Annotated in this window: 19 protein-coding genes and 3 pseudogenes; 13 read left to right on the top strand and 9 right to left on the bottom strand. The window is 42.2% G+C overall.

The window, feature by feature from the left end; genetic code table 11:
• Nucleotides 1-5: 5 nt before the first annotated feature.
• Nucleotides 6-323 carry an iron-sulfur cluster biosynthesis family protein gene (locus tag AC1TO9_RS07345; RefSeq protein WP_482054187.1) on the bottom strand — a complete coding sequence of 106 codons (318 nt, stop codon included), beginning with the start codon at nt 321-323 and terminating at the stop codon, nt 6-8.
• Between the two features lie 240 nt (nt 324-563).
• Here AC1TO9_RS07345 and AC1TO9_RS07340 point away from each other — a divergent pair, with 240 nt between their 5' ends.
• The 3 genes from AC1TO9_RS07340 to AC1TO9_RS07330 all read left to right on the top strand — a co-directional run bounded on the left by AC1TO9_RS07340 (nt 564) and on the right by AC1TO9_RS07330 (nt 3,649).
• Entirely contained in the window at nt 564-1,832 is a 1,269-nt protein-coding gene (locus AC1TO9_RS07340; RefSeq protein WP_482054186.1) for a DEAD/DEAH box helicase, read from the top strand.
• A gap of 115 nt (nt 1,833-1,947) precedes the next feature.
• On the top strand, nt 1,948-2,574 hold the full coding sequence (locus AC1TO9_RS07335) for an SGNH/GDSL hydrolase family protein (protein ID WP_482054185.1): 627 nt from the start codon (nt 1,948-1,950) through the stop codon (nt 2,572-2,574).
• A 46-nt stretch (nt 2,575-2,620) separates the two neighbouring features.
• Nucleotides 2,621-3,649 carry a Gfo/Idh/MocA family protein gene (locus tag AC1TO9_RS07330; protein WP_482054184.1) on the top strand — a complete coding sequence of 343 codons (1,029 nt, stop codon included), beginning with the start codon at nt 2,621-2,623 and terminating at the stop codon, nt 3,647-3,649.
• 120 nt (nt 3,650-3,769) lie between these two features.
• On the opposite strand, the gene AC1TO9_RS07325 is transcribed toward AC1TO9_RS07330, so the two are convergent.
• Entirely contained in the window at nt 3,770-4,594 is an 825-nt protein-coding gene (locus AC1TO9_RS07325) for an AraC family transcriptional regulator (protein WP_482058755.1), read from the bottom strand.
• 126 nt (nt 4,595-4,720) lie between these two features.
• On the opposite strand from AC1TO9_RS07325, the gene lacZ reads away from it, so the two are divergent.
• Nucleotides 4,721-7,846 (top strand): beta-galactosidase, LacZ type, encoded by a 3,126-nt coding sequence (gene lacZ / locus AC1TO9_RS07320; RefSeq protein ID WP_482058754.1) that lies wholly within the window; start codon nt 4,721-4,723, stop codon nt 7,844-7,846.
• A gap of 158 nt (nt 7,847-8,004) precedes the next feature.
• On the opposite strand, the pseudogene AC1TO9_RS07315 reads toward lacZ, so the two are convergent.
• The 5 genes and pseudogenes from AC1TO9_RS07315 to AC1TO9_RS07295 all read right to left on the bottom strand — a co-directional run.
• A pseudogene (locus AC1TO9_RS07315) lies at nt 8,005-8,197 on the bottom strand (helix-turn-helix domain-containing protein); the annotation flags it as partial.
• Between the two features lie 313 nt (nt 8,198-8,510).
• Nucleotides 8,511-9,221: pseudogene (locus AC1TO9_RS07310) on the bottom strand (ATP-binding cassette domain-containing protein); the annotation flags it as partial.
• A pseudogene (locus AC1TO9_RS07305) lies at nt 9,221-9,514 on the bottom strand (hypothetical protein); the annotation flags it as partial. The pseudogenes AC1TO9_RS07310 and AC1TO9_RS07305, both read right to left, overlap by 1 nt.
• 141 nt (nt 9,515-9,655) lie before the next feature.
• Nucleotides 9,656-10,639, bottom strand: coding sequence for an aldo/keto reductase (locus tag AC1TO9_RS07300; protein ID WP_482058753.1), 984 nt, complete (start codon nt 10,637-10,639; stop codon nt 9,656-9,658).
• A 51-nt stretch (nt 10,640-10,690) separates the two neighbouring features.
• On the bottom strand, nt 10,691-12,694 hold the full coding sequence (locus AC1TO9_RS07295; RefSeq protein WP_482058752.1) for a beta-galactosidase: 2,004 nt from the start codon (nt 12,692-12,694) through the stop codon (nt 10,691-10,693).
• 486 nt (nt 12,695-13,180) lie between these two features.
• Between AC1TO9_RS07295 and AC1TO9_RS07290 the strand changes: the two genes are divergently transcribed.
• Complete coding sequence (locus AC1TO9_RS07290; RefSeq protein ID WP_482058837.1) at nt 13,181-13,393, top strand: helix-turn-helix transcriptional regulator; 213 nt, start codon at nt 13,181-13,183, stop codon at nt 13,391-13,393.
• Nucleotides 13,394-13,409: 16 nt separating this feature from the next.
• Here the strand turns inward: AC1TO9_RS07290 and AC1TO9_RS07285 are convergent, their stop codons facing one another.
• Complete coding sequence (locus AC1TO9_RS07285) at nt 13,410-14,054, bottom strand: metal-dependent hydrolase (protein WP_482058751.1); 645 nt, start codon at nt 14,052-14,054, stop codon at nt 13,410-13,412.
• A gap of 238 nt (nt 14,055-14,292) precedes the next feature.
• On the opposite strand from AC1TO9_RS07285, the gene AC1TO9_RS07280 reads away from it, so the two are divergent.
• On the top strand, nt 14,293-15,330 hold the full coding sequence (locus AC1TO9_RS07280) for a DUF4349 domain-containing protein (RefSeq protein WP_482058750.1): 1,038 nt from the start codon (nt 14,293-14,295) through the stop codon (nt 15,328-15,330).
• 74 nt (nt 15,331-15,404) lie between these two features.
• On the opposite strand, the gene AC1TO9_RS07275 is transcribed toward AC1TO9_RS07280, so the two are convergent.
• A complete protein-coding gene (locus AC1TO9_RS07275) occupies nt 15,405-16,655 on the bottom strand; it encodes a methyl-accepting chemotaxis protein (protein ID WP_482054176.1) in 1,251 nt (416 codons plus the stop codon).
• 263 nt (nt 16,656-16,918) lie between these two features.
• Between AC1TO9_RS07275 and AC1TO9_RS07270 the strand changes: the two genes are divergently transcribed.
• The 7 genes from AC1TO9_RS07270 (at nt 16,919) to AC1TO9_RS07240 (ending at nt 25,540) form a co-directional block, all read left to right on the top strand.
• Nucleotides 16,919-18,988: a bifunctional aldolase/short-chain dehydrogenase gene (locus tag AC1TO9_RS07270; RefSeq protein WP_482058749.1), complete on the top strand. Its 2,070-nt coding sequence runs from the start codon at nt 16,919-16,921 to the stop codon at nt 18,986-18,988.
• A gap of 34 nt (nt 18,989-19,022) precedes the next feature.
• A complete protein-coding gene (rhaI, locus tag AC1TO9_RS07265) occupies nt 19,023-20,243 on the top strand; it encodes an L-rhamnose isomerase (protein WP_482054174.1) in 1,221 nt (406 codons plus the stop codon).
• Nucleotides 20,240-21,709 (top strand): rhamnulokinase, encoded by a 1,470-nt coding sequence (locus tag AC1TO9_RS07260; protein WP_482054173.1) that lies wholly within the window; start codon nt 20,240-20,242, stop codon nt 21,707-21,709. The genes rhaI and AC1TO9_RS07260 overlap by 4 nt, the downstream gene beginning before the upstream one ends.
• 45 nt (nt 21,710-21,754) lie before the next feature.
• Complete coding sequence (locus AC1TO9_RS07255) at nt 21,755-22,513, top strand: DeoR/GlpR family DNA-binding transcription regulator (RefSeq protein ID WP_482054172.1); 759 nt, start codon at nt 21,755-21,757, stop codon at nt 22,511-22,513.
• Nucleotides 22,514-22,582: 69 nt separating this feature from the next.
• Nucleotides 22,583-23,311 (top strand): (Fe-S)-binding protein, encoded by a 729-nt coding sequence (locus AC1TO9_RS07250; RefSeq protein WP_482058748.1) that lies wholly within the window; start codon nt 22,583-22,585, stop codon nt 23,309-23,311.
• Entirely contained in the window at nt 23,308-24,822 is a 1,515-nt protein-coding gene (locus AC1TO9_RS07245; protein ID WP_482054170.1) for a LutB/LldF family L-lactate oxidation iron-sulfur protein, read from the top strand. Before AC1TO9_RS07250 ends, AC1TO9_RS07245 begins: the two co-directional genes overlap by 4 nt.
• A complete protein-coding gene (locus AC1TO9_RS07240) occupies nt 24,815-25,540 on the top strand; it encodes a LutC/YkgG family protein (protein ID WP_482058747.1) in 726 nt (241 codons plus the stop codon). Before AC1TO9_RS07245 ends, AC1TO9_RS07240 begins: the two co-directional genes overlap by 8 nt.
• The last annotated feature ends 46 nt before the right edge of the window (nt 25,541-25,586 follow it).

Genomic DNA, 25,586 nt, shown 5'->3' with positions numbered 1-25,586 from the left:
TTTTTCTAACGAATATCTCTAGTCTTCACGTTACTACTGTAAATGGTTGAATGACTGGATAATTTATAGGATGGGAAATTGGGATCCACATCAAGTGACATCACATCTTCATAATATATTTCTTGCTGCAGATTAATAAGAAACGGAAGAGAGTTAGCTTCTATTTCTATATCACCAATGTCTGGTTGGGTCATAATCAAGAGTACAGTTATTCCATCGCAGCCACAACCTACGGTATCAAAAAAAAGCTTGAAGTATCCTGGTTGGTCTCCAAGTGCATCCATTAACTTTTCTTTAGCCAGTGGTGTTATTTGAATATTCACGGGTTATTCGCGCTCCTCAAATAAGAGATTTTTTTTGCTAAGAAGATAATTATACTACATATTCGACAAAGTGTTATAATGGATGGATGAGTCGATGTATTGATACAATAGGACGTGTACTGGGATCAACCTAGTCACGTCCTTGTGTGGCTTGTATGCTTTTTTTGAAACGACCTTAGGATAAGGGAATTAACCTTATTCCTACTTAAAAATATAATTATTAAAGAATGAGGAGACAACATGACATTTACTGATATGAAAATAATACACCCAATTTTAAAAGCACTTGGGGATGAGAACTATACTGCGCCAACACCAATACAGGAACAGGCGATTCCGGCTATATTGGCTGGGAAAGATTTACTTGGTTGTGCCCAGACTGGAACAGGGAAAACAGCAGCATTTGCTGTGCCAATTCTACAATTACTAATCGAGCGGCAAAGTGATAGAAATACTCCACGCCGTATTCGTTCTTTAATTCTAACGCCAACAAGAGAGCTTGCACTTCAAATTCATGACAATATTGAATCATACGCGCGTTACACCGATATTCGCTGTAGTGCAATATATGGTGGCGTATCGCAAAAGACACAGGAGCGGGCCTTAAATCAGGGGGTCGATATTCTAGTTGCGACTCCAGGCCGGCTTATCGATTTAATGAATCAAAAATGTGTTGATCTTAAGTATATCGAAATATTCGTACTGGATGAAGCTGATCGGATGCTAGATATGGGCTTTATTCATGATGTGAAAAAAATAACTTCAAAAATCCCTGCTAAAAAACAAACATTGTTGTTCTCAGCTACGATGCCACCAGAAATATCCAAAATGGTGAAATCGATACTGGTTGATCCGGTGAAAGTGGAGATTACCCCGGTGTCTTCTACTGCAAGTCAGATTGAGCAATTTGTCTATTTTGTGGATAAAGGAAATAAGCAACAGTTATTGGCTCATCTTTTAGAGGATACATCCATTACATCGGCTCTCGTATTTACACGAACGAAGCATGGTGCTAATCGTGTGGTACGTGAACTATCCAAAGCGAATATACAAGCTCAGGCGATTCACGGAGATAAGTCACAAGGGGCTCGGCAACTTGCACTAAGTAATTTCAAAAGTGGTATAACGAGAGTGCTGGTTGCAACAGATATTGCTGCAAGGGGAATTGATATTGATGAGTTGTCCCATGTAATCAACTTCAACCTACCCAATATCTCGGAAACGTATGTTCATCGTATCGGGCGTACAGGTAGAGCAGGAATGAGTGGGATCGCCCTCTCCTTCTGTGAGATTGAAGAAATGCCGTTCTTTAAGGATATTGAGAAATTAATTGGTAAGAGTATCCCTGAAGTGAAGGGTCATCCTTATCCAATGCTGATTACAGCGGAACCGATCAAACCTAAACAGAAGGCATCGAATGACCAGAAACCATATTCTGGAGCGAACAAATATAAAGGGAAATCTCCCAATAAATCGGGTATGAAAGAGTCCCGCGTTTACAAGGGATAACTCGGAAGTCTCTCCACTTTTCATTCTTGGAGACATCTTTAATAGACGGTGTTGTTGTAGTAGAATAGAGTAGATGTTTCTAGGAATAAATATTGGTAAAGGAGTTGGAATGTGTATGATTTCGATTGAAAATAATAAAACTATTCTTTTTATAGGGGATAGTGTGACGGATTGTGGAAGAAATTATTCGGATAATGGTAGCTTAGGTTCTGGATATGCTTTTCTTGCAGCTGCAGAATGGGGTCGTAAATATCCGGAGAAGAATACCAATTTCATAAATCGTGGAATAAGCGGTAACCGTGTTATTGATCTCGATCGAAGATGGGAAGAAGATTGTTTACGATTAAATCCGGCATGGGTGTCAATATACATCGGTATTAATGATGTGTGGCGGCGTTATGACAATGATGATGCTACCTCTGTTGAGCAGTTTTATGAAGGATATCGCAAATTGATTGAACGCACCAACGAGCATACAGATGCCAAATTGATTCTTGTGGAGCCTTTTTGTTTACCAGTACCTGAAGATCGTAAGACATGGAGAGAGGATTTAGATCCTAAAATTCAAGCAATTCGTGATTTGGCACGTGAGTTCCAGACACTATATGTCCCTCTCGACGGATTATTTGCTTCGGCAAGTACACAGATTGATCCGGCTTATTGGGCGGGGGATGGTGTGCATCCAACAGCAGCAGGTCATGCTCTTATTGCAAAGGCATGGTTGGATACAGTGCAAGGATAGTACACAGAATACGAAATCATAATAATGATTAAGGAGAGATTTAATTATGAGTAAATTCAAAGTAGCCATTATTGGATGTGGAAATATTTTTCCAATGCATGCCATTTCCATTCAATTATCTGATGATGCTGAACTAGTTGCAGTATGTGACAACAAAGAAGATCGTGCTAAGCAAGCTGCCGAGAAATTTAATTGTAGTTACTATACAAGCTATGAGGAAATGTTAGATAAGGAAGAAATTGATGTTGTTCATATCTGTACTCCACATTATTTGCATGCTCCTATGACGGCATATGCGGCGAGTAAAGGTAAGCATATACTTACTGAGAAGCCGATGAGTATTACAACTGAAGATGGACAGAACATGGTGGATGTATGTGAGAGTAACGGTGTTACATTAGGAGTCATCTTTCAGAACCGTTACAATCCCGGATCACAGTTGATCAAGGATGCAATTGTAGATGGTAGTCTTGGACAAGTCCTTGGTGCAAAGTGTTCGGTAACTTGGAATCGTTCAGACGAATATTATAGCAAGAGTGACTGGAAAGGGACATGGGCTAAAGAAGGTGGCGGTGTTCTGATTGACCAAGCCATTCATACGATGGATTTGATGCGTTGGTTCGTAGGTGAAGAAGTTGAATATGTTGATGCTCAGATTGGCAATCGTGCACATGAAATTATAGAAGTTGAAGATAGTGTTGAAGGTGTAGTGAAATTTAAGAATGGTATCTTCGGTGGTTTCTTTGCGATCAATTATCATAGTTATGACGCTCCTGTAGAGATTGAGGTTCATTGCGAGAATGGCATCGCCAAAATGATCGGCGAAAAAGCAACTATTGTATATAATGATGGAAAAAGAGTAACGAGAGACAAGAATCCAAATGAAGAGATCGATTACGGTGAAGGTGTGAAAATGTACTGGGGAGTCAGCCATTTGAAACAAATTAATGATTTCTATGACTCGTTGAAGAGTGGTGGAGCGCTCTATATTGACGGTAAAGAAGCACTCAAGACACAGAAAATGATTTCGGGAATTTACCAATCGGGTAAGGAACTTAAACGAGTTTATTTATAATTCATGTGATCTGTATCGTCAGTAGTGAAGAAGAGATAATAAGAGCAAGGGCCTTTCCAGTTAATGGATGGGTCCTTGTTTGTTGTGGATTGAAGTGTTGTAAGAGTAGGTTGATTACAGCTACAGCCCGTGGGACTTTTTGAACTGTTCAGGAGTCATGCCCTCTAATCTTTTGAAAACGGTACAGAAATAACTAGGATGCTCATAACCAGATTCCTTAGCAATTTGGTGTATCTTTTTAGCAGGGTTGAGGAACATTAACTCCTTACTTCTAGTAATTCTTTCCCGATTCATATATTCCATAGGTCGAATATGTAACGTCTTTTTGAATAGAGAGCATAAATATTGAGGGGAAAATCCTGCATAGGTTGCAATCTGATCAATGGTAATCGACTGATGACAGTTCTGTTTCATATATTGCATGATGGGTTGTAATCGGAGAACATTCTGCTGGGTATTATCGTTATGCGTATAAACGTATTTGGTCAAATCGAGTACAAGCGTATATAGAACTTTAGAGCATTCCGTACTCAGATAGGAACGTTCTGAACTTGTAATCGTTAGTAAGTGCGTTAAATGAGCCATAATTGCATCACTATCGCTAAGTGAAAAAACACCGGATTGATGAATACCAGCTTGTTGTAATAATGTACTGCAGAGGTTACCGTCAAAAGATATAAAGTTCAATTCCCAAGGTTCTGATATCGCATGGTAGGAATGGGATATGTTAGGGTACAAACAAATGGCTTGCCCCGTTGTGACAGGATAGGTATATCCCTCTAAATGCAGTTCCCCTTCACCAGAAATAACTTGTAGCCATTGGTAACAATGGAAGCCTTCAGGACGAGAAATGGGACCTTGATGATCCCAGTGCCCTGCACTAGTCAGATAGATAGGAAGGTTGGAATCAAATTCGGTTATGATTGGAAATGCAATGGAATCCATATTGATCCTCCAGTTTCATATTGTTATATAGATGCGAAAATCCTTAAATAGAAATAAAACGATTTCATTATTATAATGTGAATATAGTGATAGTATATCTTAAATACGAGATTAGGAGTGACTTGTGTGACAAAACAGAAATATGTTTATAAAGCACCTGCAAACGGTTATCCTGAATGGAATAACAATCCTGAAATTTTTCAATTAAATCGGATGGACGCCCACGCGACATTAATGACATATCAATCGCTGGAAGAAGCTTTAGCTGGAAAATTAGAGGAATCGGCTAATGTTCATTCATTGAATGGGACTTGGAATTTCGCTTGGGCGAGTAACCCAGACCAACGGATCGTTGATTTCTATAAACAGAATGTGGATTGTAGTGATTGGGATACGATCTCGGTACCCTCCCATTGGCAGCTTCAAGGATATGATTATCCGCAGTATACTAACGTTCGGTATCCTTGGTCTGAAAGAGAGGACATCAAGGCGCCTTTTGCTCCAACAGAGTATAATCCTGTAGGGTCGTACGTACGAACATTCACAGTACCTGAAGCATGGGAGGATAACCCTGTATTTATTAGCTTTCAAGGGGTTGAATCGGCTTTCTACGTATGGCTTAATGGTGACTTAGTTGGTTATAGTGAAGATACGTTCACACCCGCAGAATTTGATCTGACGCCTTACCTAGTGCCCGGTGAGAATAAATTAGCTGTCGAGGTATATCGCTGGTGTGATGCTAGTTGGCTTGAGGATCAGGATTTCTGGCGGATGAGTGGTATATTTCGCGATGTATATTTATTTACAACACCTAATGTCCATATTTATGATTTATTCGCAAAAGCTGAACTTGAAGATGATCTACAGAATGGTCAACTATCCATTACAGCAACCGTCAATAATTATACAGAAGTGAATGCAGGGCTGATTAGTATAGAGGCAGCTTTGTATGATCATGCACATCAGTCGATATTACAGCAACCGTTAAGTATAGCTTCTTCCCTTGATGATAAGCCATCTACGCTGTTACAAGGTTCAGTTCGTGTAGATCATCCTGAGAAATGGAGTGCCGAGAAGCCCCATCTATATACATTAGTACTTGAGTTGAAAGATGCTAATGGTAATACGGTTCAGTTCATTAGCTGTAAGGTAGGCTTCCGTAAATTCGGTATCGAAGATGGATTGATGAAGATCAATGGTGAGATTATCGTATTTAAAGGTGTAAATCGCCATGAGTTCTCTCCTCGTACCGGCCGCGCGGTCAGTGTAGAAGATATGATTGCTGATATTGTTTTGATGAAATCACATAATATTAACTCCGTGCGTACCTCACATTATCCGAATCATCCGAAGTGGTATGAACTGTGTAATGAGTATGGACTATACGTGATTGATGAGACAAATCTAGAGACGCATGGTAGCTGGACCTATGGTCAAAAGGAACTTGGGGACGCCATCCCAGGCAGTAAGCCAGAATGGAAGGCTAACGTTCTTGACCGGTGTAATACGATGTTCCAAAGGGATAAGAATCATCCTTCCATTGTGATGTGGTCACTTGGTAATGAATCCTTCGGGGGAGATAATTTCATTGCGATGTATGACTTTTTGAAGGAAGTAGATCCTTCCCGGCTTGTACATTATGAAGGGGTGTTCCATTACCGACCTTCCGAGGCTGCATCTGATATTGAGAGCCAAATGTATACTCAAGTACATCAAATTGAGGAATATGCACGTAACAATCCACAAAAGCCATTTATTCTGTGTGAATATAGTCATGCTATGGGGAATTCCTGTGGTGGGCTGAATGAATATTGGGAGTTATTTGACCGTTATCCTATTCTGCAAGGTGGTTTCATATGGGACTGGATTGACCAATCCATCTTAACTAAGACAGACAGTGGGATACCTTATCTAGCTTATGGCGGTGATTTCGGTGAATCTCCGCATGATGGGACTTTTTGTGGGAATGGATTAATTTTTGCGGATCGGACGGTAACTCCCAAGTTACTTGAAACGAAGAAGTGTTACCAGAATGTGAAATTTACAAGTGAAGATATACAACAAGGTCGGATCAAGATTACGAACGAGTATTTGTTTACCAATATATCAGATTACGATTTAGTATGGCAGTTGACGAACAATGGGGTTATTGAACAAGAAGGGCGTACGACGATTTCTGTGAATCCAAATTCCTCAGAAGTGATTGATCTGAAAAAGGCTATCCCAGGGATAGGTCAGGTTGGATCAGAATATATTCTAACGTTGCGTTTGGTTCTGAAAGAAGATACAGCGTGGGCCAAGCGAGGGCATGAAATTGCCTATGACCAATTCGTTGTGTTACCGATAGCTTGGGAGCAGGTTGAATCTACGTCTCAGTCGGATGCTCTTCCTTTATTGGAGGTTGTGGACCAGGAGAAAGTGTTGAGAGTAAGTGGTGAGCAGTTCCTCTTGCAATTCGATAAGCTCACAGGTGAAATGTCTTCGTACCAATTGAAGGGTGTGGAGCTAATTCAACAAGCACCTATTCCGAACTTCTGGCGTGCGTTAACGGATAACGACAGAGGGAATGGTCATGAGGAACGTAGTGGGACGTGGCGGGAGGCAGGCGCGAGAAGAACGCTAGTTCAGTTTGCTTACGAAATACAAGAGCATACGGTGAAGTTGATCACATCTTATTCGCTCCCTACTCCAACGACTTCATTATGTACCATTACGTACACCGTCCATAGAGATGGAGAAGTCATCTTGGATATGGATCTTCTCCCAGGAGAAGGTTCTCCAGATATCCCTGAGATAGGATTACTATTGGCGATGAGTGGCTCCTTTGATCAAATAGAATGGTATGGTAAAGGACCCCATGAGAATCAGTGGGATCGCAATACAGGTGCACCTGTAGGTCTATATTCTGGTAAGGTGAGCGAGCAGTGGGTTCCTTATTTACGACCACAAGAATGTGGGAATAAGACAGAAGTACGTTACGCATCGATTGAGAACAATCAACAAGTAGGGCTCTTTATTCAAGGATCTCCACGGTTCGAACTGAATGTTCTTCCTTATACACCAACAGAAGTTGAAGCTGCGGACCATGCTTATAAGTTACCTAAGTCTGATGCAACAGTCGTTCGGATTAATTACAAGCAAATGGGTGTTGGTGGTGATGATAGCTGGGGTTCAAGACCTCATCCAGAATACAGACTGTTCGGGAACCGTAGCTATAGCTTCAGTGTCTCTTTGAAAGGATATCAAAAATAAATAATGAGAAGAAGGACTGTCACAAAGGTCAAAGTATCGACCTTTGAGATCAGTCCTTTTTGTTGTTCCTGAATGATCTTAAGTGTTGTCGTTCAATGGATCTAATTCTTCTACTATTTCTTGCTCTCCGGATTCCGAGATGTTGTGGGGGATATTTCTTCTTCCAATTAAATAATCAATGGAGACTTGGAATAAATCAGCTAGTTGTGATAATGTTTCGAAATCTGGTTTTCGTCTACTTTTCTCGTAGTGGGATAATGCTGCACGGCTGATCCCGATAGATGTAGATACTTCTTCTTGCGTCCATCCTTTCTGCTCTCGCAATTCTGCAATTCGATTCTCAATCTTCATTCATCTTCCTCCCTAAGCATCATAACCCTATAAAATGGAGACATAAAAATAACTTAACATGATATAAATTGTATTGTAGATCAGCACTAGGTAGTGTGATACATTTTGTATCATTATAGCGTCAAACATCTTGAAAATACAACTAAAAGAAAAAAATCGCATAGGTTTGTATATTAAGGAGTGAATATGAACGTAAACTTTGGAAATGAAAGATCCATCTTATGAGCATGCGATGCAAATCGTGAATGCAGTATCACAAGTTTTTAAGAGTGAGATTTCTAGAATTATGAAGATGGTTGCTTTTACTAATGATCTAATAGACTCGATGAATAATATCCTCAAATAATGGCTCCTCCATATGAATATCCTCGATTTCACCCCAATGACTCATGTAACGAAGAATATCCATCGCTTTCAATTTTTGTCCGTTAGCTTCAATAGTGATGGAATAATCATTGATTTCCATAATTCGAATCGTTTCTGTATCTGACAGTTGGAATGTAGCAGGTAAATGGGAGTGATCATCTATGGGAATCTTGAATTCTCTGTTAAACGTGACTCGAAATAAAGTGGGTAGCCCAATCTTGTTCCGAAGTCGCTGAATGGTCCCATCATAGCTTAACTCGCCATGGTTAATGACCATCACTCTTTCACATAACTGCTCAATATCGTCCATATCGTGAGTGGTGAGCAGGATGGTTTTACCGAAGTCTTGATTCAAAGTCTTCAGAAAGGTTCTAATGTTGCGTTTGGCGGTGACATCTAAACCGATGGTAGGTTCGTCTAGAAAAAGAATGTCTGGGTCATGAAGCATGGATGCCGCTAGATCCGCACGCATACGTTGACCTAATGACAATTTGCGGACGGGAGTCATCCAGAATTCATGTAAATCTAGTAATTCGGAGAGTTCACCTAATCGTTTCGTGGCATCCTTCGGATCTACTTTATACATCTGTGCCAGAATGTCGTAGGAATCCTTCACTGGCAAATCCCACCACAGCTGACTATGCTGTCCGAATACAACAAATGAATAGGATGCATGAGGTCTAGAGAGATCTGACCTGTACGTACCGATTGAGGAATGCCCAGCCCATTCGTTGTGAATCCAGAAACCCATAGGGAGGCTTGAGTGAAAGCGATATATGCCACCATGCCATGTACCCCATATTCTCCTAACGAACGATCCTGACCAATGCCGATCCAGACACAAGCATAAATATAGCCGAACAGCATACTGGCCACATTATGTAACATGTGTGCACCGCGGTATTGAAGATTCCGCGAATAAGCTTTTGAAGCCAAAGTGAAATAAAGCATGGAACACCTCCGATAAGTCTAGTGTGACGATGAGATTCGTCAACTTCAGTCAAGGCGAAATGAGAGAAGGACAGCCTTCAGAATAGTTATCCTGAGACTGTCCCTATGGCTGGTCGCATACTTGAATAGTGCTAATTAATCCTAATAAGCTCCCCGAATATGTGTTTCTACTTGATTCTCATAGAATGAACGTAATCGATCCAATTCTTTTGTGCTAAATGCAGGCACGTCAACGGTACCTAGATTATTCTCTACTTGGAGGACGTTTTTAAATCCAGGAATGACACAGGTGATATTCGGGTTCTCAAGAATCCAGCGCATAGATGCGCGTGCCATATCTCCCCGACCTTCTGCGATCCATGCAAGTTCCCTTGCAAGCTCTACTCCCTTGGTGAAAGGCAACCCGGCGAATGTCTCACCTACATTGAATTGTTCTCCATTCGCGTTAAAGTTTCGGTGGTCATCTGCAGCAAATGTACTGTTCTCATTGAATTTACCTGTAAGCAGTCCACTCGCAAGAGGCAATCTGACAAGAATTCCTACACCAGCTGCATGAGCCTTTGGAAACAGTTCATTCGCTGGCTTTTGGCGTAGTAAGTTAAATATGACCTGAAGTGCTTTCAGACCCGGAACGTCCAGACAGAATAAGCCCTCCTCGATCGTCTCTACACTGACACCGAAATGACGGATCTTTCCTTCTTGTTGTAGCTTCTCTAGTACTTCAAACACTACACCATCCTTTAGAATGGCAAGTGGTGGACAGTGAATCTGATATAAATCGATTCTTTCGCGTTGCAGACGCTTTAGACTATTCTCACAATATTGGCGAATCGCTTCTTCTGAATAATTGGCTGGATTCTGAACATCGCCTGCACGACAAAATTTGGTGGCAATATGTACAGTATCCTCTTTACCTTTCGTGGCTGTAGCTAGTAACTCCTCTGCATGCCCCGAACCGTAAACATCTGCCGTGTCAAAGAAGTTAACACCTTCATCCATAGCACGCTGAAGACCGGAAATGGCTTCCTGATCATTAGAATTTCCCCAATCTCCTCCAATGGCCCAAGTTCCAAAGCTAACTTCACTAACCTTCAGTTCTGTATCCCCTAGTAAACGGTATTTCATCTATTGTCCTCCTCGATATTATCTTTTCGACAAACTATATATTAACAGTAATCAAATTGGAAACCGTTTGCAAATTTCTACCCCATAAGGTTCTAAAGTTAGTGTTCCTTCATGTGTTATCCCATCATAGAGAACACTCTTATACGGATGATCTAAGATAATACTTCGAGATTCCCTACTTAAATTTAATAGGAAGAAGAATGCTTGAGAATCACGCATGCGTACAGATATTTGAACACCTTCTGGTAGATCGGGGAAATGTGGAATATCATGCGCTACTGCTAACTGATGAAGTAGTGATTTCATATAATTTTCCTCGGGATGGGTACCCAAATAATATACTTTTCCCTTGCCAAAGCTATTAACGGTAATCGCCGCTTTCCCTGCATAGAAATCATCATGATACGTAGCTACTACCTCTGCTGTAGTCGGGTGCAATATGTCGCACCACTGTGTGGAGGAATAGGTCTGTTCATCCGTTGTAATGATGTGATGGAGGCTGTTGGCAATCGGATCATACTCACTTACATGAACTCCAGCACAATAGGATAGCATGCCAGGCAAAGGCTCCATAAGGCATACATTATTCAGATTCTTCACACCACTTCGGTGAGTAATAATTAATGTTCCTCCCGCTGCCGCGAAAGCTTCTAGAGAGGTAGCAACCGTTGAATCCATTAAATATAGGCTTGGTGCAATAATAAGTTTGTATCCAGACAGGTCCTCTGTCCAATGAATAACGTCAGTACCAATACCTAATTTGGTTAAGGCTCGGTGCCATTGTTTGATATTCTCGTAATAATCTAGCCCTTCGACTTGCGGTTGGATATCTAGAGCTACGAGCTGGTCATGAGAGTGAAGAATAGCAACATCATTGCGGACTACGCTTCCTTCCAATAAACGTGAGAGTGTATTCACCTCTGTACATACTTGTGAGAATTCTTCAAATCGACGACCAGGCACATTGCTGTGATCGATCAATCCATGCCAGAATTGTTCAGCCCCGATGGTTGCACTTCTCCAGCGAAATTGGACAACCGTGTCTGCGCCTCTAGCAATTGTCTGCCATATATAGGCGCGAATGAAGCCTGGATAGGGTGTGCGCCACATTGGTCCCCAACCACCAGGAGGTCCACTTAATTGCTCCATAATCCAGAAATTACGTCGTTTAATACCTCGCGTGACATCTAGAGATAACGCTCCACTGTATGGGCCTGTAGATGTTTTGTCTGGTGACGTATTCGGATAATAGTCGAAGGCCGCTACATCTAGTTGCTCTCCTAAAGGGTATAGGTCCAGCTTTTGTGGATAACTATGAAAATTGTGCGTGATGAAATGTTCTGGGCAATTCTCGCGAATGATCTCAATCTGAGTCTGTTGATAATGATGAACGGAAGCTGATTGAAAGCGGTAGAAGTCCAGTAGATAGGATGGATTCTGATATGGTGATCCACCATAAGGTGTCGTTACTTGGCTCCAGTCGTTGTATTCACCACTCCAAACCACGGTTCCCCATTCCTGATTTAACTGTTCAAGAGTACCATATTTGGCTTGAAGCCATACACGAAATTGTTCGTTACAGGATTCACAGTGACAATACACTAGGCTGAACTCATTATCAGTCTGCCAACCAATGATGGCAGGGTGATCCTTGTAATGAAGTGTTAGCTTCTCAATGATGCGTGATCCATAAGAATGTAATGAAACACTGTTGAAACAACGATGCCCACGAACACCGGCATGATACGTCTGTCCATTGGCTTGGATAGGTAGAATATCCGGATATTTCTCAGTAAGCCATCTAGGAGGAGTATGGGTGGGAGTACCTATAACAATTTGAATACCTTGACGGTGAAAAAGATCTAAAGCGCGGTCTAGCCACTCGAAGTTAAATTGCCCCTCCTTAGGCTCAAATCGACTCCATGCAAATTCGCCAACACGGACAATTTTAATGCCAACTTCCTTCATCTGGATAGCATCCTGTTCCCATAGGGAAGGATCCCAATGCTCGGGGTAATAATCCACACCCATTTGAATCTTAGAGAAGTTATTCATTCTATATGACATCCTTTCAATGATAGTGTTATTTTGAAGAATAGGTAAAGTCCTAAATTCATTGTAAATCAATGAAGCAGAAGATAATATAGAATTATATTGCGAACTATATCAGGATCTTGCGATATTGTAGGGAGTGAAATAAATGAGAGTTCAGTATTTTTTGCCGAATCCAGGCTTTAAAGGTTATACATGTTATCCAGATGCATGTGGGCATTATATAGATCCCTTGCATGCAGAGAATCGCCTAAGCGGGCAACTACAACAATTCAATCTTCATATGGTTTTTCAAGGGAAGGGATTTGTATTTGTTCATGATAAGCAAGAGTGGGTGGAATTGGGTGAAGGGAATGGTTTTCTTTACGGTCCGGTCATCATGATAAAATACGCACAACGGCAGACTATATTCAGAATCACTGCCACGAATCACTTTCCTTATCGGATATGGCGGCCGTCTCCGGTTATAGCATCTATTACTTCAATCGAATGTTTCGTCAGATTATGGGTACAACCCCTGTTCAATATATGATGGAGGCTCGGATCACCCTTGCTAAGAAGTTACTCGCAACGAGTAGTCTTTCGGTCAAACAAATAGGGCTGCAGTGTGGATTCTCCAACTCTAGTTATTTCATTTATAATTTTCGTCGTCTAGAGGAGATGACACCTAATCAGTTTCGGCTTACCTATCATTTCATATGAAATAAAACTGCGGCTATTAGAGCCGCAGTTTTATGGATCTTTTATAAAGAGGATACAACCATTTCACACCCTGTGGTGTTAATGTATCCGCGAGTAGATGTGAGAGATAGCTGGTCGTCGCTACAGCCATTAATCCATCTACTTGTAGCTGTTGTTCCATGCTATAGCTTATCATTCCCCATATGCATAGAGCCCACACCGTGTGCGTCATTCCCCGATGTTTCAGCCAAGGTGCCCAAGCGATGAATAGGCCCAGCCCAATCAACCAATTCATATTGAAATGCCAGCCACCATACATTAGTAATCCTCCGATAGCACTAATCAGTGCATTGCGTATGATTCCTTCTTTAGTGATGAAACCAAAGAGTAAAGCGATCAGACAGACAATAGTATATTCGGCGTGAAATGTCTGGTCGTAAAGAAATAAGAATGTGAGTACTGAGGTGAGTATAAGGCTACCCCAGACAAGAAGTTGACGAATTTGTTTGGAAAGTTTACCTATTCTAGAGCTTAGAATACTGTTTCCATCAAGATCTGCACTTAAAGCAGAAAAGGTGGATACTGCGATATAAAGAGCAGTGTTATGAACGGAAAACGGATGATACATAGCTGCAGCGATGCCGATAACCGTTCCAATGGCGAGATGCGTGGAACCTTTCATAAGAACCTCCTGTGACTGACAAAGTTGATTGGATACATACATGTCAATAAATGCAAACGTATGTTTGTGTTACTATTATACACATAGTTCACATATACAGACAAGAAATATTGTTATTATCGTGCAACCTTCCAAGTATTGTAAACGTCTAACATGTAAGTATATGTTCAAAGGAAGATCTTTTGAACAACTTATATAAGATAGATCTGAATTAACAAAGAAAGCGGGAGGAATGAGTATGGGTAAACGGGGGCTTATTTGCATTCTGCTATTATCAATATTGTTAAGTGGTTGTGGGTCATCAAGTTCGGATAATGCTGACTATTCGTCAGCGAAGACAGATGCGAAGTCAGAGAGCAGTATGGAGAATATGGCAACATCAACAGGGTTTTCTGCAGATAGGGACTCAGCAGCGGAGCCAACCGCGGACCTTGCGCAGCAAGTGAATACAACAGAGAAGGAATTGCAGACTGTAGCAGCATCACCGGTTCTACCGGTTGAGCAACTAGCTGGATTTAATAGCGCTTCAACTGCGGAGGCATTGAATAAAAAGCTCATTTACACAGCCAATCTGGTAATGCGCATCAAGGATTACGCAGTGGCTCAATCAGAAGTGAGGAATTTAGTATCACTCTCAGGTGGGTACATTGTAGAGTTCTCAGAGAATCAATCGACACATGAGGTTGGAGGAACTTTTATTATTAAAGTTCCAGCGAATGGCTTCTCATCATTACTAGGTGGGCTAGAGCAAATAAAACATGAATCATTTCAGCAAAGTATTAAAGGTCAGGATGTAACTGAAGAGTATGTAGATTTGGAGTCTCGTCTTAAAGTGAAGGAACTAATGGAGACTCAGTATACGGAGTTTATGAAAAAAGCAACAAAGACGACTGAATTAGTAACCTTTGCGAATGAGCTAGGAAAAATTCAGGAGGACATTGAGCTGATTAAGGGAAGAATGCGTTATATCAATAATAATGTATCCTATTCAACGGTAGAAATTCGCTTGTATCAGCAAGATGGCATCGTAGATCCAGCTTTAATTGATAAAGAACAGGCACCTTTATTCGAACGGGCGAACGATGCACTTAAAGGGACGATAAATGTACTGACACTATTAATCCAGTGGATAGTCGTCATTCTCTTCGGGGCTTTGCCTGTCTTACTTGTTGGGGGTGTTATATGGTTAACACTGTGGTTGGTAGGGAGGAATAAAGTGAAACCAAAGGCGGCTAATCATAATGATGATCAGGATCCGACGGAAGATCAGAAGTAATGAAACACAATAATACAGCAAACAAAGATGCCCGTTTAGGTAACGGGCATCTTTGCGTTGATCCTTATGTTGAATTAGAATTTGAAAATATGAATGGTCTTCTGAAGCTGGAAGACGGCTCTATTCATCGTTTCTGCCTCATCAACAACGGCTTGTATTGATGAAATTTGCTCAGTCATAGAGGCAGAGACCTGCTGTGTACCCGCTGCGGATTGTTCAGTTATAGCTGAAATATTCTGAATCGCAGAAGATATTTTAAGAGCGCTTTCCAACATCACATCACTTTCCTTAGAGAAGGAAGAAATTTGTTCGGTGATATACTGGACACTTTGTACAATTTGGGTAAAGATCTGTTCAGCTTCATGGATCATTTCATTCTGATGTGTAACGATCTCTTCGTTGACATGAATGTGCTCGATCGCTTGTTTTACATCTTGTTCAATACTTTTTACTAAGCTGAATACACCCTGTGTGGATGCAGCTGACTCTTCAGCTAATTTACGTACTTCTGCAGCGACGACGGCAAAGCCTCTTCCATGCTCACCAGCACGAGCAGCCTCAATCGAAGCGTTTAGGGACAATAAATTAGTCTGTTCTGCTAATTCAGAAATAGACTTTGTTATTTTGGAGATTCCTTGTGCGTTGATGGATAAAGCCTGGATCGTACTAGCAACTTGTTGTGTAGCATGAATATTCTTCTTCATACCCTCAGCTTGCATCTCAACGGATTGACGACCGCTTTCGACGAGCTTGAGTGTATGAATAGAACGTTCATTCATGTTCTTCGTTGAAATCGTATAATTAGATACTTTCTCTTCAATATCTTGAATGGATTCGGTCATACCAGCGATATCCTGAGAGATTTCACTTGCGCCAATGGCTAATTCATTTGAAGAGGAGGCAACCTGTGTCATAACGAGTTTAAGCTCTTGATTCTTGTCTGTAATTCCACGGCTTGTCCCCATAACTTGCTTCGTAATGACAGAAGCTTCATTAAGAATCTTGGTAAGTTTGTCAATCATGCTGTTGAAGGACTGATTTAATTTGATCATGGAACCTGTTTCGCTAGCACGCTCGGTAAAGTCACCTTGGGCAATTCGAGCAGTAACGATGGCTATTTCATCAAAAGTAGATGTAAGCGTTCTCTCAATAAAGCGGGATAAGGGGTAAGTTAAGCCTAGTAGTAATAGGATTAGTATAATGCCGATAAGAATCCTACCAATAACAATAAAGGTTACAAAGACAGGAATTGAGAATAGTGCTGCTACGAGATAACATCCAACGATAACCTTTTGAGAAAGCTGTAGATTAAAAAACCATGACATATTATGTATCCTCCTTATTATATGGAAACTACTAACACACATAATAGCATCTTATAGTCTATATAGTCTATATAGTCTATATATTTAGACCTATTAATTATAAAAATAAGGATAAAAGGACTATATATATAAATTGAGATAAAGATGTCACAAAGTGTATTTTTGAATTAATATTTGTTTATGTTTGGAGTTGTTGTATTCAAACACAAACAAATGTAATACAATATAAAAAACACAATATTTATTGGAGGTAGTTATTTCTAATGGTGCAGAATAATTGGAGTCAATTGGAAGCTGCTAGTTGTTCAAATGGGTTAGAAGAGCTCGTGTATCGCTCGAACATTATTGGAGAAGATCGCCAAGTATGCAATTGGGGTGGCGGTAACACATCGATGAAGACTATCGTTAAGGATTTCCGAGGTCGAGAAGTCGAGGTGATGTGGGTGAAAGGGAGTGGTTCAGATCTTGCGACTATGAAAGCACGTAATTTCACAGGTCTACGATTAGAAGATATCCGTCCTTTATATGACAAGCCAGATATGACAGATGATGAAATGGTTCAGTATTTGAATCACTGCATGATCGATGCGCAACATCCACGGGCATCGATTGAGACGTTATTACATGCCTTTCTACCATTTAATCATGTCGATCATACCCATCCAGATGTCATTATTAGCATATGTTGTGCGGATAACGGACAGAATATTGCCCGAGAAATATTTGGAGATCGATTCGTTTGGGTTCCATATATTAGACCAGGGTTCACACTCTCTCAAATGATTGCTAGAGGCGTATTAGCTAATCCGAAGGCTGAATTGGTATTGATGGAGAAGCATGGTCTTGTAACTTGGGGGGATACTTCAGAAGCATGCTACTCCAAAACGATCGAAATTATTAATGAAGCGGAGCATTACATTGAGAATCATATAAATGAAGCGAAGCTATTTGGTGGACTTTCTTCGAAAGCGCTTCCCACGTTGGAGCGTAGAAGCATCGTCGCACAGATCGTTCCCCTTATAAGAGGACTCGTAAGTCATGAGAAGAGAATGATCTTAACTTTTGATGATAAGGAAGATATTTTACAATTTGTAAATAGTAGAGACTCTGCTAGGTTATCTCAAGTTGGAGCAGCTTGCCCAGACCATTTGGTTCATACGAAGGTTGTCCCGCTCTTCATAGATTGGACGCCTAATGCTGACGATGTTGAAGGACTTAAGAACAAGCTAGTCCAAGGGATAAGTGCTTATATAGAGCAATATAAATCATATTTCGAGAAGAATAAGCATGAAGGGGATGTTATGTTCGAACCGGCACCTCGTGTCATATTAATCCCAGGTCTTGGTATGATCAATACGGGTAAAAGTTGGTCCTACTCTAAGGTCAGTGGTGCCTTGTACCATCGTGCCATTGCTGTGATGAGAGGAGCCACATCTATTGGTAATTTCGTCTCTCTCAGCGAGAATGAATCTTATAACGTAGAGTATTGGCCACTTGAATTATATAAGTTGTCTCTAGCTCCAACAGAAACGGAATTCTCTCGGAAGATAGCCTTTATTACAGGTGGTGCGGGTGGCATAGGTAGTGAAACTGCTCGGAGATTAGTGTCTGAAGGAGCACATGTTGTACTTGCAGATCTCAATCTAGCAGGTGCGCAAAAAGTTGCAGCGGAGATTAATGCGCAATATGGTGAGAATCGAGCGATAGCTGTACAAATGGATGTTACCAAAGAAGAGGATGTTGTAAATGCCTATGCAGAAGCGGCAGTAGAATATGGTGGTATAGACATTATCGTAAATAATGCTGGGCTTGCAACTTCCAGTCCTTTTGCGGAAACGACTTTAAAGGAATGGAATCTCAATATTTCTGTGCTGGGTACAGGTTATTTCTTGGTAGCTCGTGAAGCATTTAAACTTATGAAAGAGCAGGCTATCGGTGGAAATATGGTGTTTATTGGCTCTAAAAACTCCGTTTATGCTGGGAAAAATGCAGCCGCGTATAGTTCTGCTAAAGCACTTGAAGCACATCTTGCACGTTGCATTGCAGCGGAGGGTGGAGAATTCGGAATTCGTGTTAATACGATTCTTCCGGACGCTATTTTACAAGGATCAGCGATCTGGAATTCCAATTGGCGCAATGAACGTGCAGCGGCTTACGGAATTGAACCGAATGAGCTCGAAGAGTATTATCGCAAACGGACCACATTATTGGTCAATATTTATCCGAGGGATATCGCCGAAGGCATCGCTTTCTTCGCATCTTCCAAATCCGAGAAGACAACGGGATGTATGATGACGATCGATGGTGGGGTTCCGGCAGCATTTACTAGATAATCATATTAATGTGAATGAAGAGAGGATGCGAACAATGATAGATCGCGCTTACGCATTATTTGAGGAACAACAACAGGCTAGAGGGATTGACCTTGACCAAGTGAAACAGAAATTGAAGGAACTTCGTATTGAGACCCCTTCTTGGGGGTATGGAGACTCAGGCACACGATTCAAAGTGTATCAGAAGAATGGTGTCCCACGTAATCCATTTGAGAAAATGGAAGATGCAGCTCAGGTCCATGCAATAACCGGATTGGCTCCTTCCGTGGCAATTCATATTCCATGGGATAAAGTGGAGGATTACGGTAAGCTACGTGCTCATGCAGAAGGTCTAGGACTCAGCATCGGTGCTGTGAACCCGAATCTTTTTCAAGAAGAGGATTATATGCTGGGTAGTGTGACGAACTCTGATGCGATGGTTCGCCGTCAAGCGACAGATCATCTATTAGAATGTGTTGATATTGCCAAAGAAACAGGATCTCGTGATATTAGTCTGTGGTTCGCAGATGGTACTAACTACCCCGGTCAGGGACATATTCGTAAGCGTAAAGCTTGGATGTACGAAGCTTTGTCTGAACTCTATAAGAAGTTGACCCCACAGATGCGGATGCTCATTGAATATAAATCATTCGAGCCTGCTTTCTATCATACGGATTTAGCGGATTGGGGAATGGCCTATAATATGGCGATGAAGCTTGGGCCGCAAGCACAAGTACTCGTGGATACGGGGCATCATGCGCAGGGCACGAATGTGGAACATATCGTTGCGTATTTAATTGATGAGAAAAGATTGGGTGGTTTTCACTTTAATGCTCGCAAATATGCAGATGATGATCTAATCGTAGGTTCGGTTAATCCGTATGAATTATTCCTCATATTCTATCAAATTATTAGTGCTTCAGAAGATCAGGATGCGGCTATTGTGCAAACTGTGAATAATATCGCTTATATGATTGATCAATGTCATAATATTGAACAGAAAATTCCGGCGATGATCCGTTCTGTCCTTAATGTACAGACGCAATTTGCCAAGGCACTTCTAGTCAACCATGCGGAAGTAGAGGATGCACAAGTTCGTAATGACGTTCTAGCTGCAGAGGATGCGGTGCGTCAAGCATATGAATTCGACGTGACTCCATTACTTCATGCGATTCGGGAAGAACAGAATTTACCGCTGAATCCGATGAAAGCTTATATGGATAGTAGTTACGAACAAGATATACAGGTAAGGGGTAAGGGTGGTGCAAGCTGGTGAATGTGCTAGCGTATGACCTCGGAGCCAGTAGCGGAAGAGCCGTTATTGGGAGGTTGAAGGATACCACGATGGAAGTAGAGGAGCTTCATCGCTTCTCTAACGACCCAGTACAGGTAGGAAATCACCTACACTGGGATATCCTCCGCCTATTCCATGAGATGAAGCAAGGATTACTGAAAGCGAAGCATCAGAAGCTAACGATAAAGAGTTTGGCGATCGATTCTTGGGCGGTGGATTTCGGAATGATAGGCCATAGTGGCGAGCTCATTGGAAATCCGTATCATTACCGTGATCTTCATACGGACGGGATCATGGAGGAAGTATTGGCAACGATCCCACAGAAGGAGATATTCGGTCGAACGGGTATTCAGTTCTTACCATTTAATACGATTTACCAATTGGTGGCGCTACAACATGCCAATTCTCCTATATTACAAGACGGTAAGCATTTATTGATGATTCCTGATCTTCTTCGTTATTTCCTATGTGGCGAAATGGTCCATGAATTCACGAATGTCACAACGACACAGCTATACAAACCGGTTGAAGGACAATGGGATGCTACATTAATAAGGAAGTTGGGATTAAAGGAGTCATGGTTCGGTCAAGTTGTCCAGCCGGGGACGAATGTTGGTAAACTAAGTTCAGCGCTACAGCATGAACTTGGTATGCCGTCCATCCCTATCTTCACTGCAGCTGAGCATGATACTGCTTCTGCTGTTGTGGCTGTTCCGGCTACTGAACGATCTTTCGCATATTTAATATGTGGTACATGGTCATTGATGGGAACGGAAGTGCAGGAGCCTGTTCTAAGTAATATGGCACTTGATCTGAATTTCACGAATGAAGGTGGTGCGTACGGTACCTTCCGGTTGCTAAAGAACATTATGGGATTATGGATTTTACAAGAGTGCAGAAGGGAATGGGAACGAGCGGGTGAGGTGTATTCTTTTCCAGAGCTAATTCAACTTGCGCAACAGGCACCTTCATTCGTTACGATGATTGATCCGGATGATCCAGTTTTCTTGCCTTCCGGAAATATGTCTGAACGAATTCGGAATTATGCTTTGCAGACGGGGCAGAAACCACCTGAAGGGATCGGTGCAATAGTAAGGTGCATTTTGGAGAGTCTTGCTTTAAAATATAGGCTTGTGTTGGAATGGACAGAACGATTGTCTGGGCAAGCTTTTCATGGACTTCATATGGTAGGAGGCGGTATTCAAAATACGCTTCTGTGCCAATGGACGGCGAACGCCATAGGGAAACCGGTGTGGGCAGGACCTGCAGAAGGAAGTGCCATCGGTAATTTGGCTGTTCAATGGATTGCTCAAGGCGATCTGAGTGATGTGTGGGAAGCAAGGCAAGTCATTAGAGATTCCTTCCCAATCACTATTTATGAGCCTGAACAGGCTGCGATGTGGGAAGAAGCATATGGACAGTTTCGAAGAGTGGTGGATCTAGAATAAATGACGGGTCCATCGTACAAATAAAGTTGTAGAAAGAGGTAAGTTATGCTAGTTGCAGAGCGATACGAGATGATTGTTGGATTGGTGAACGATAGAGGTAGCATCCGGGTAACGGAGCTGAGTGAGTTATGTCAGGTGACGGAGGAGACGATTCGTCGGGATCTTGATCGATTGGAGAAGTCTGGTCGTTTGCGGCGTTCTCACGGTGGTGCGGTGAATATAAAGGATCATCATCCCGAGACACCTTATGGGGAACGGGAGATCATGCATGCTGACGAGAAGCGAAGAATTGCTAAGGAAGCGGTCAAGCGAATTCAACCGAATGATCGAATCCTACTTGATGCGAGTACAACAGCTTGGTACATGGCTGCCATTCTACCTGATATTCCACTAACGGTTCTTACCAATTCAATCAAGGTCGCAATGGAGCTAAGTGTAAAAGAAAAGATTCAGGTTATATCCACAGGTGGCTTGCTGTCTCAAAGATCGTTGTCATTCGTAGGGCCATTAGCTGAACGAACGTTGGACACTTATCATGTGGACAAATGTTTCTTCTCCTGCAAGGGCGTTCATTTGGAGCGGGGCATTAGCGAATCTAATGAATTGCAAGCACAGGTGAAACAGCGGATGATTGGAATAGCGGATCAAGTTTTCTTATTGGCCGATTCTAGTAAGTTCGGTGTGCAATCTTTTACACATGTAGGAGAGCTTGATAGCGTTAGTGAGATCATTACGGATCAGAATCTTGATCACACAGCTCAGGAGCAATTACATGAGCGCTCCATCGTAGTAACAACGGTTTAACATAGAGAACAATGAGATGACTTTTTGAAAAGCCTCTATTAGTAGAAGGTCGGAAAGTGAGGTGGGAAGATGAAGGTAAGTATGTTCATAACTTGTATAAGTGATGCTGTGTATCCTCGAATTGGTGAGGCGATGGCTCGATTGTTGGCTAAATATGGTGTTGCACTTCACTTTCCCACTATTCAGACTTGTTGCGGACAACCTGCTTTTAACAGTGGCTATTGGGGAGAAGCGCGAGCATCGGCTAAGACGATTCTGGAAGCATTTGAGGATAGTGATTTCGTCATCGCACCTTCAGGCTCTTGTATAGGCATGATTCATCATTATCCAAAGTTATTTGAAGATAATCTTATCTTACGAGCTAAAGCGAAGAGATTACAAAGAAAGTCCTATGAGTTCACACAGTTTCTCGTGCAAGTGCTAGGCATTACTGATGTAGGGGCAACTTTCCCGTATAAAGTGACTTATCATCCATCATGCCATGGAAGCCGGATACTAGGGATTAAGGAAGAACCGATGATCCTCATGAGCAATGTCAAAGAAATGGAACTCATCCCCCTCCCTTTTGCCGAGGATTGTTGTGGGTTCGGGGGAACCTTTGCTATTAAAATGTCGGATATATCTGGAGCTATGGTGGTAGAGAAGGCAGATCATGTGCTAGAAAGTGAAGCAGAAGTGCTTGTCGGTCTAGACATGGCTTGCCTTATGAACATTGCGGGAAATCTACGTTACAGGAATAAGCCAATCCGTGTGATGCATTTAGCTGAGTTGCTATATGAAGGGGTGGAGCATGCATGAGTAAGGCAGACATCAAAGGAACGACTGTCAAAGGGCGTGCAGAGCTTGCTTTAAATGATGATTTTCTGCGTAAGGCGGTTAAATTCACGACCGAACGATTACGTGATGGCAAAAGGAAAGCTTCAGATGATCTCGGAAATTGGGAGGAATGGCGGGAACGTGGTAGACAAATCAGACTACATACCATTGCTCATCTAGATTATTATCTGAACCAATTTGCGAATCAGGCAAGATCGAATGGGGTTCATGTACATTTTGCAGATACTGCTGAGGATGCTGTGAAGATCACACTGGCTATAGCTGAGCGAAAACAAGCATCATCCGTCGTGAAGTCCAAGTCGATGGTGACGGAAGAACTCCATTTGAATCAAGCACTTGAATCCATTGGTGTGGATGTCGTGGAAAGTGATCTGGGTGAATATATTATCCAGTTGGCTGGAGAGACGCCTTCTCATATTATCATTCCTGCGATTCATAAGAATCGGTATCAGATTGCTGATCTTTTATCAAAGGAAGCTGGGGAGACGTTACCACCCGACACTGCCATACTGGCTGGATTTGTACGCAAGAAATTACGAGAGAAGTTCCTCGAAGCAGATATTGGGATGACGGGCTGTAATTTCGCGATTGCAGAGACAGGTTCTATGGTCTTATTTGAAAATGAAGGTAATGCAAGAATGGTGTCCACCGTACCCTCAACACAAATAACATTAATGGGAATGGAACGGATTATTCCATCCTGGGGTGATCTAGAAGTTATGGCAACACTGCTTCCACGCTCCGCTACAGGGCAGAAGTTAACGGTGTATATGTCTGGCATTACGGGACCTCGTAGACAGGGAGATGCGGACGGTCCGGAAGAGATGCATATTATTATTCTGGATAATGGCCGCTCTTTACAACTGGGTGATCCGGAATTTCAGGAACTGCTGAACTGTATTCGGTGTGGTGCTTGTCTAAATGCTTGTCCTGTGTACCGTCATATTGGTGGGCATGCATACGGCGGGACGTACAGCGGTCCAATCGGAGCAGTGTTGACACCCGCATTGAATAAGAATATTGACCAATGGGATGACATTGCTAGTGCATCGACGCTTTGTGGAGCTTGTTATGAAGCTTGTCCGGTGAAAATACCATTGCATGATATGTTGATATATTTGCGTAGGCGCAAGGTTGAACGAGGACTCGGAGATAAAATGGAATCCATCGGGATGCGTAGCTTCGCTGCCATTATGGCTAATTCGAAACGATATGAGAACGCTTTAAAAGTTGGGAGGATTGCGCAGAAGCTTGTTGTGAAGGATGGAGAAATCAGCTCGAAACTGGGTCCGCTGAAAGGCTGGAATAACTATCGTGTCGCTCCGAGCTTAGCGAAGAAATCCTTTCGTGATCAGTGGGGCACGATGGAAGAAGAGATTCGCCACGGATTACAAGAGATGGATCCATCGGTCTCTAATCGAATGGAAGAGATCGTAAGAAATAGGGAAGCGGGAGGGAAAGACCATGGCTGAGGCACATCAAGAGTGGTTGGCACAAATGGAATCAGAATCCCGTGCGAAACAGGAGCAATTCATGAAGGGGATTGCCGGACGATTAGGGCATCCACGTCTCACGAATGCTCCGCCACATCCCTTTCGAGGGGCACCAGATTTCTGGAAGTCCTTCGAATGGTCCTCTGAAGAACGAGTCCAACATTTCACAGGAAATTTCGAAGCCGCAGGTGGGCATGTACACAGATTAACTGATATGCAAGAAGTGCAGTCCTTTATTTGCAGCAAAGCTACTGAATTATCTGCACGATATATAATTCATCAGAATGAGGTTGAACTGAATCATCTTCAACTGAAAGAAAAGCTAGAGGATGTCGTAGTATCGCAGTGGAATAGCGGGTCCGATGAAGATTGGATAGCCCGAGCTGCAGAAGCGGACATCGGGATTGTGATGGCAGACTATGCCGTATCACATACGGGCTCGATCGTTGTGGTATCTTCCAAGGACAAGGGAAGATCCGTTAGTCTACTACCGACCGCGCTTATCGCGATCATCCCATTGGAACGATTAAAGACTCGTTTAGGTGAGGTGTTGATTAATTTCGATGAAGCGGGGAGGGAGCAGCTCCCAGCTGGTATTCATTTCATCTCTGGCCCCAGCCGATCGGCAGACATTGAGAACGATCTAACCATTGGGGTACATGGGCCGGGTGTGGTGTTTGCAGTCATTGTGGGGTGAAGGGTAAGAGGCATTAAAGGACCGTTCGACAGAGATGTTGATCGGT

Source organism: Paenibacillus sp. Y916 (genome assembly GCF_056786435.1).
The sequence above is the reverse complement of the archived record's forward strand: the minus strand, read 5'-3'. Positions and strand labels throughout refer to the sequence as shown.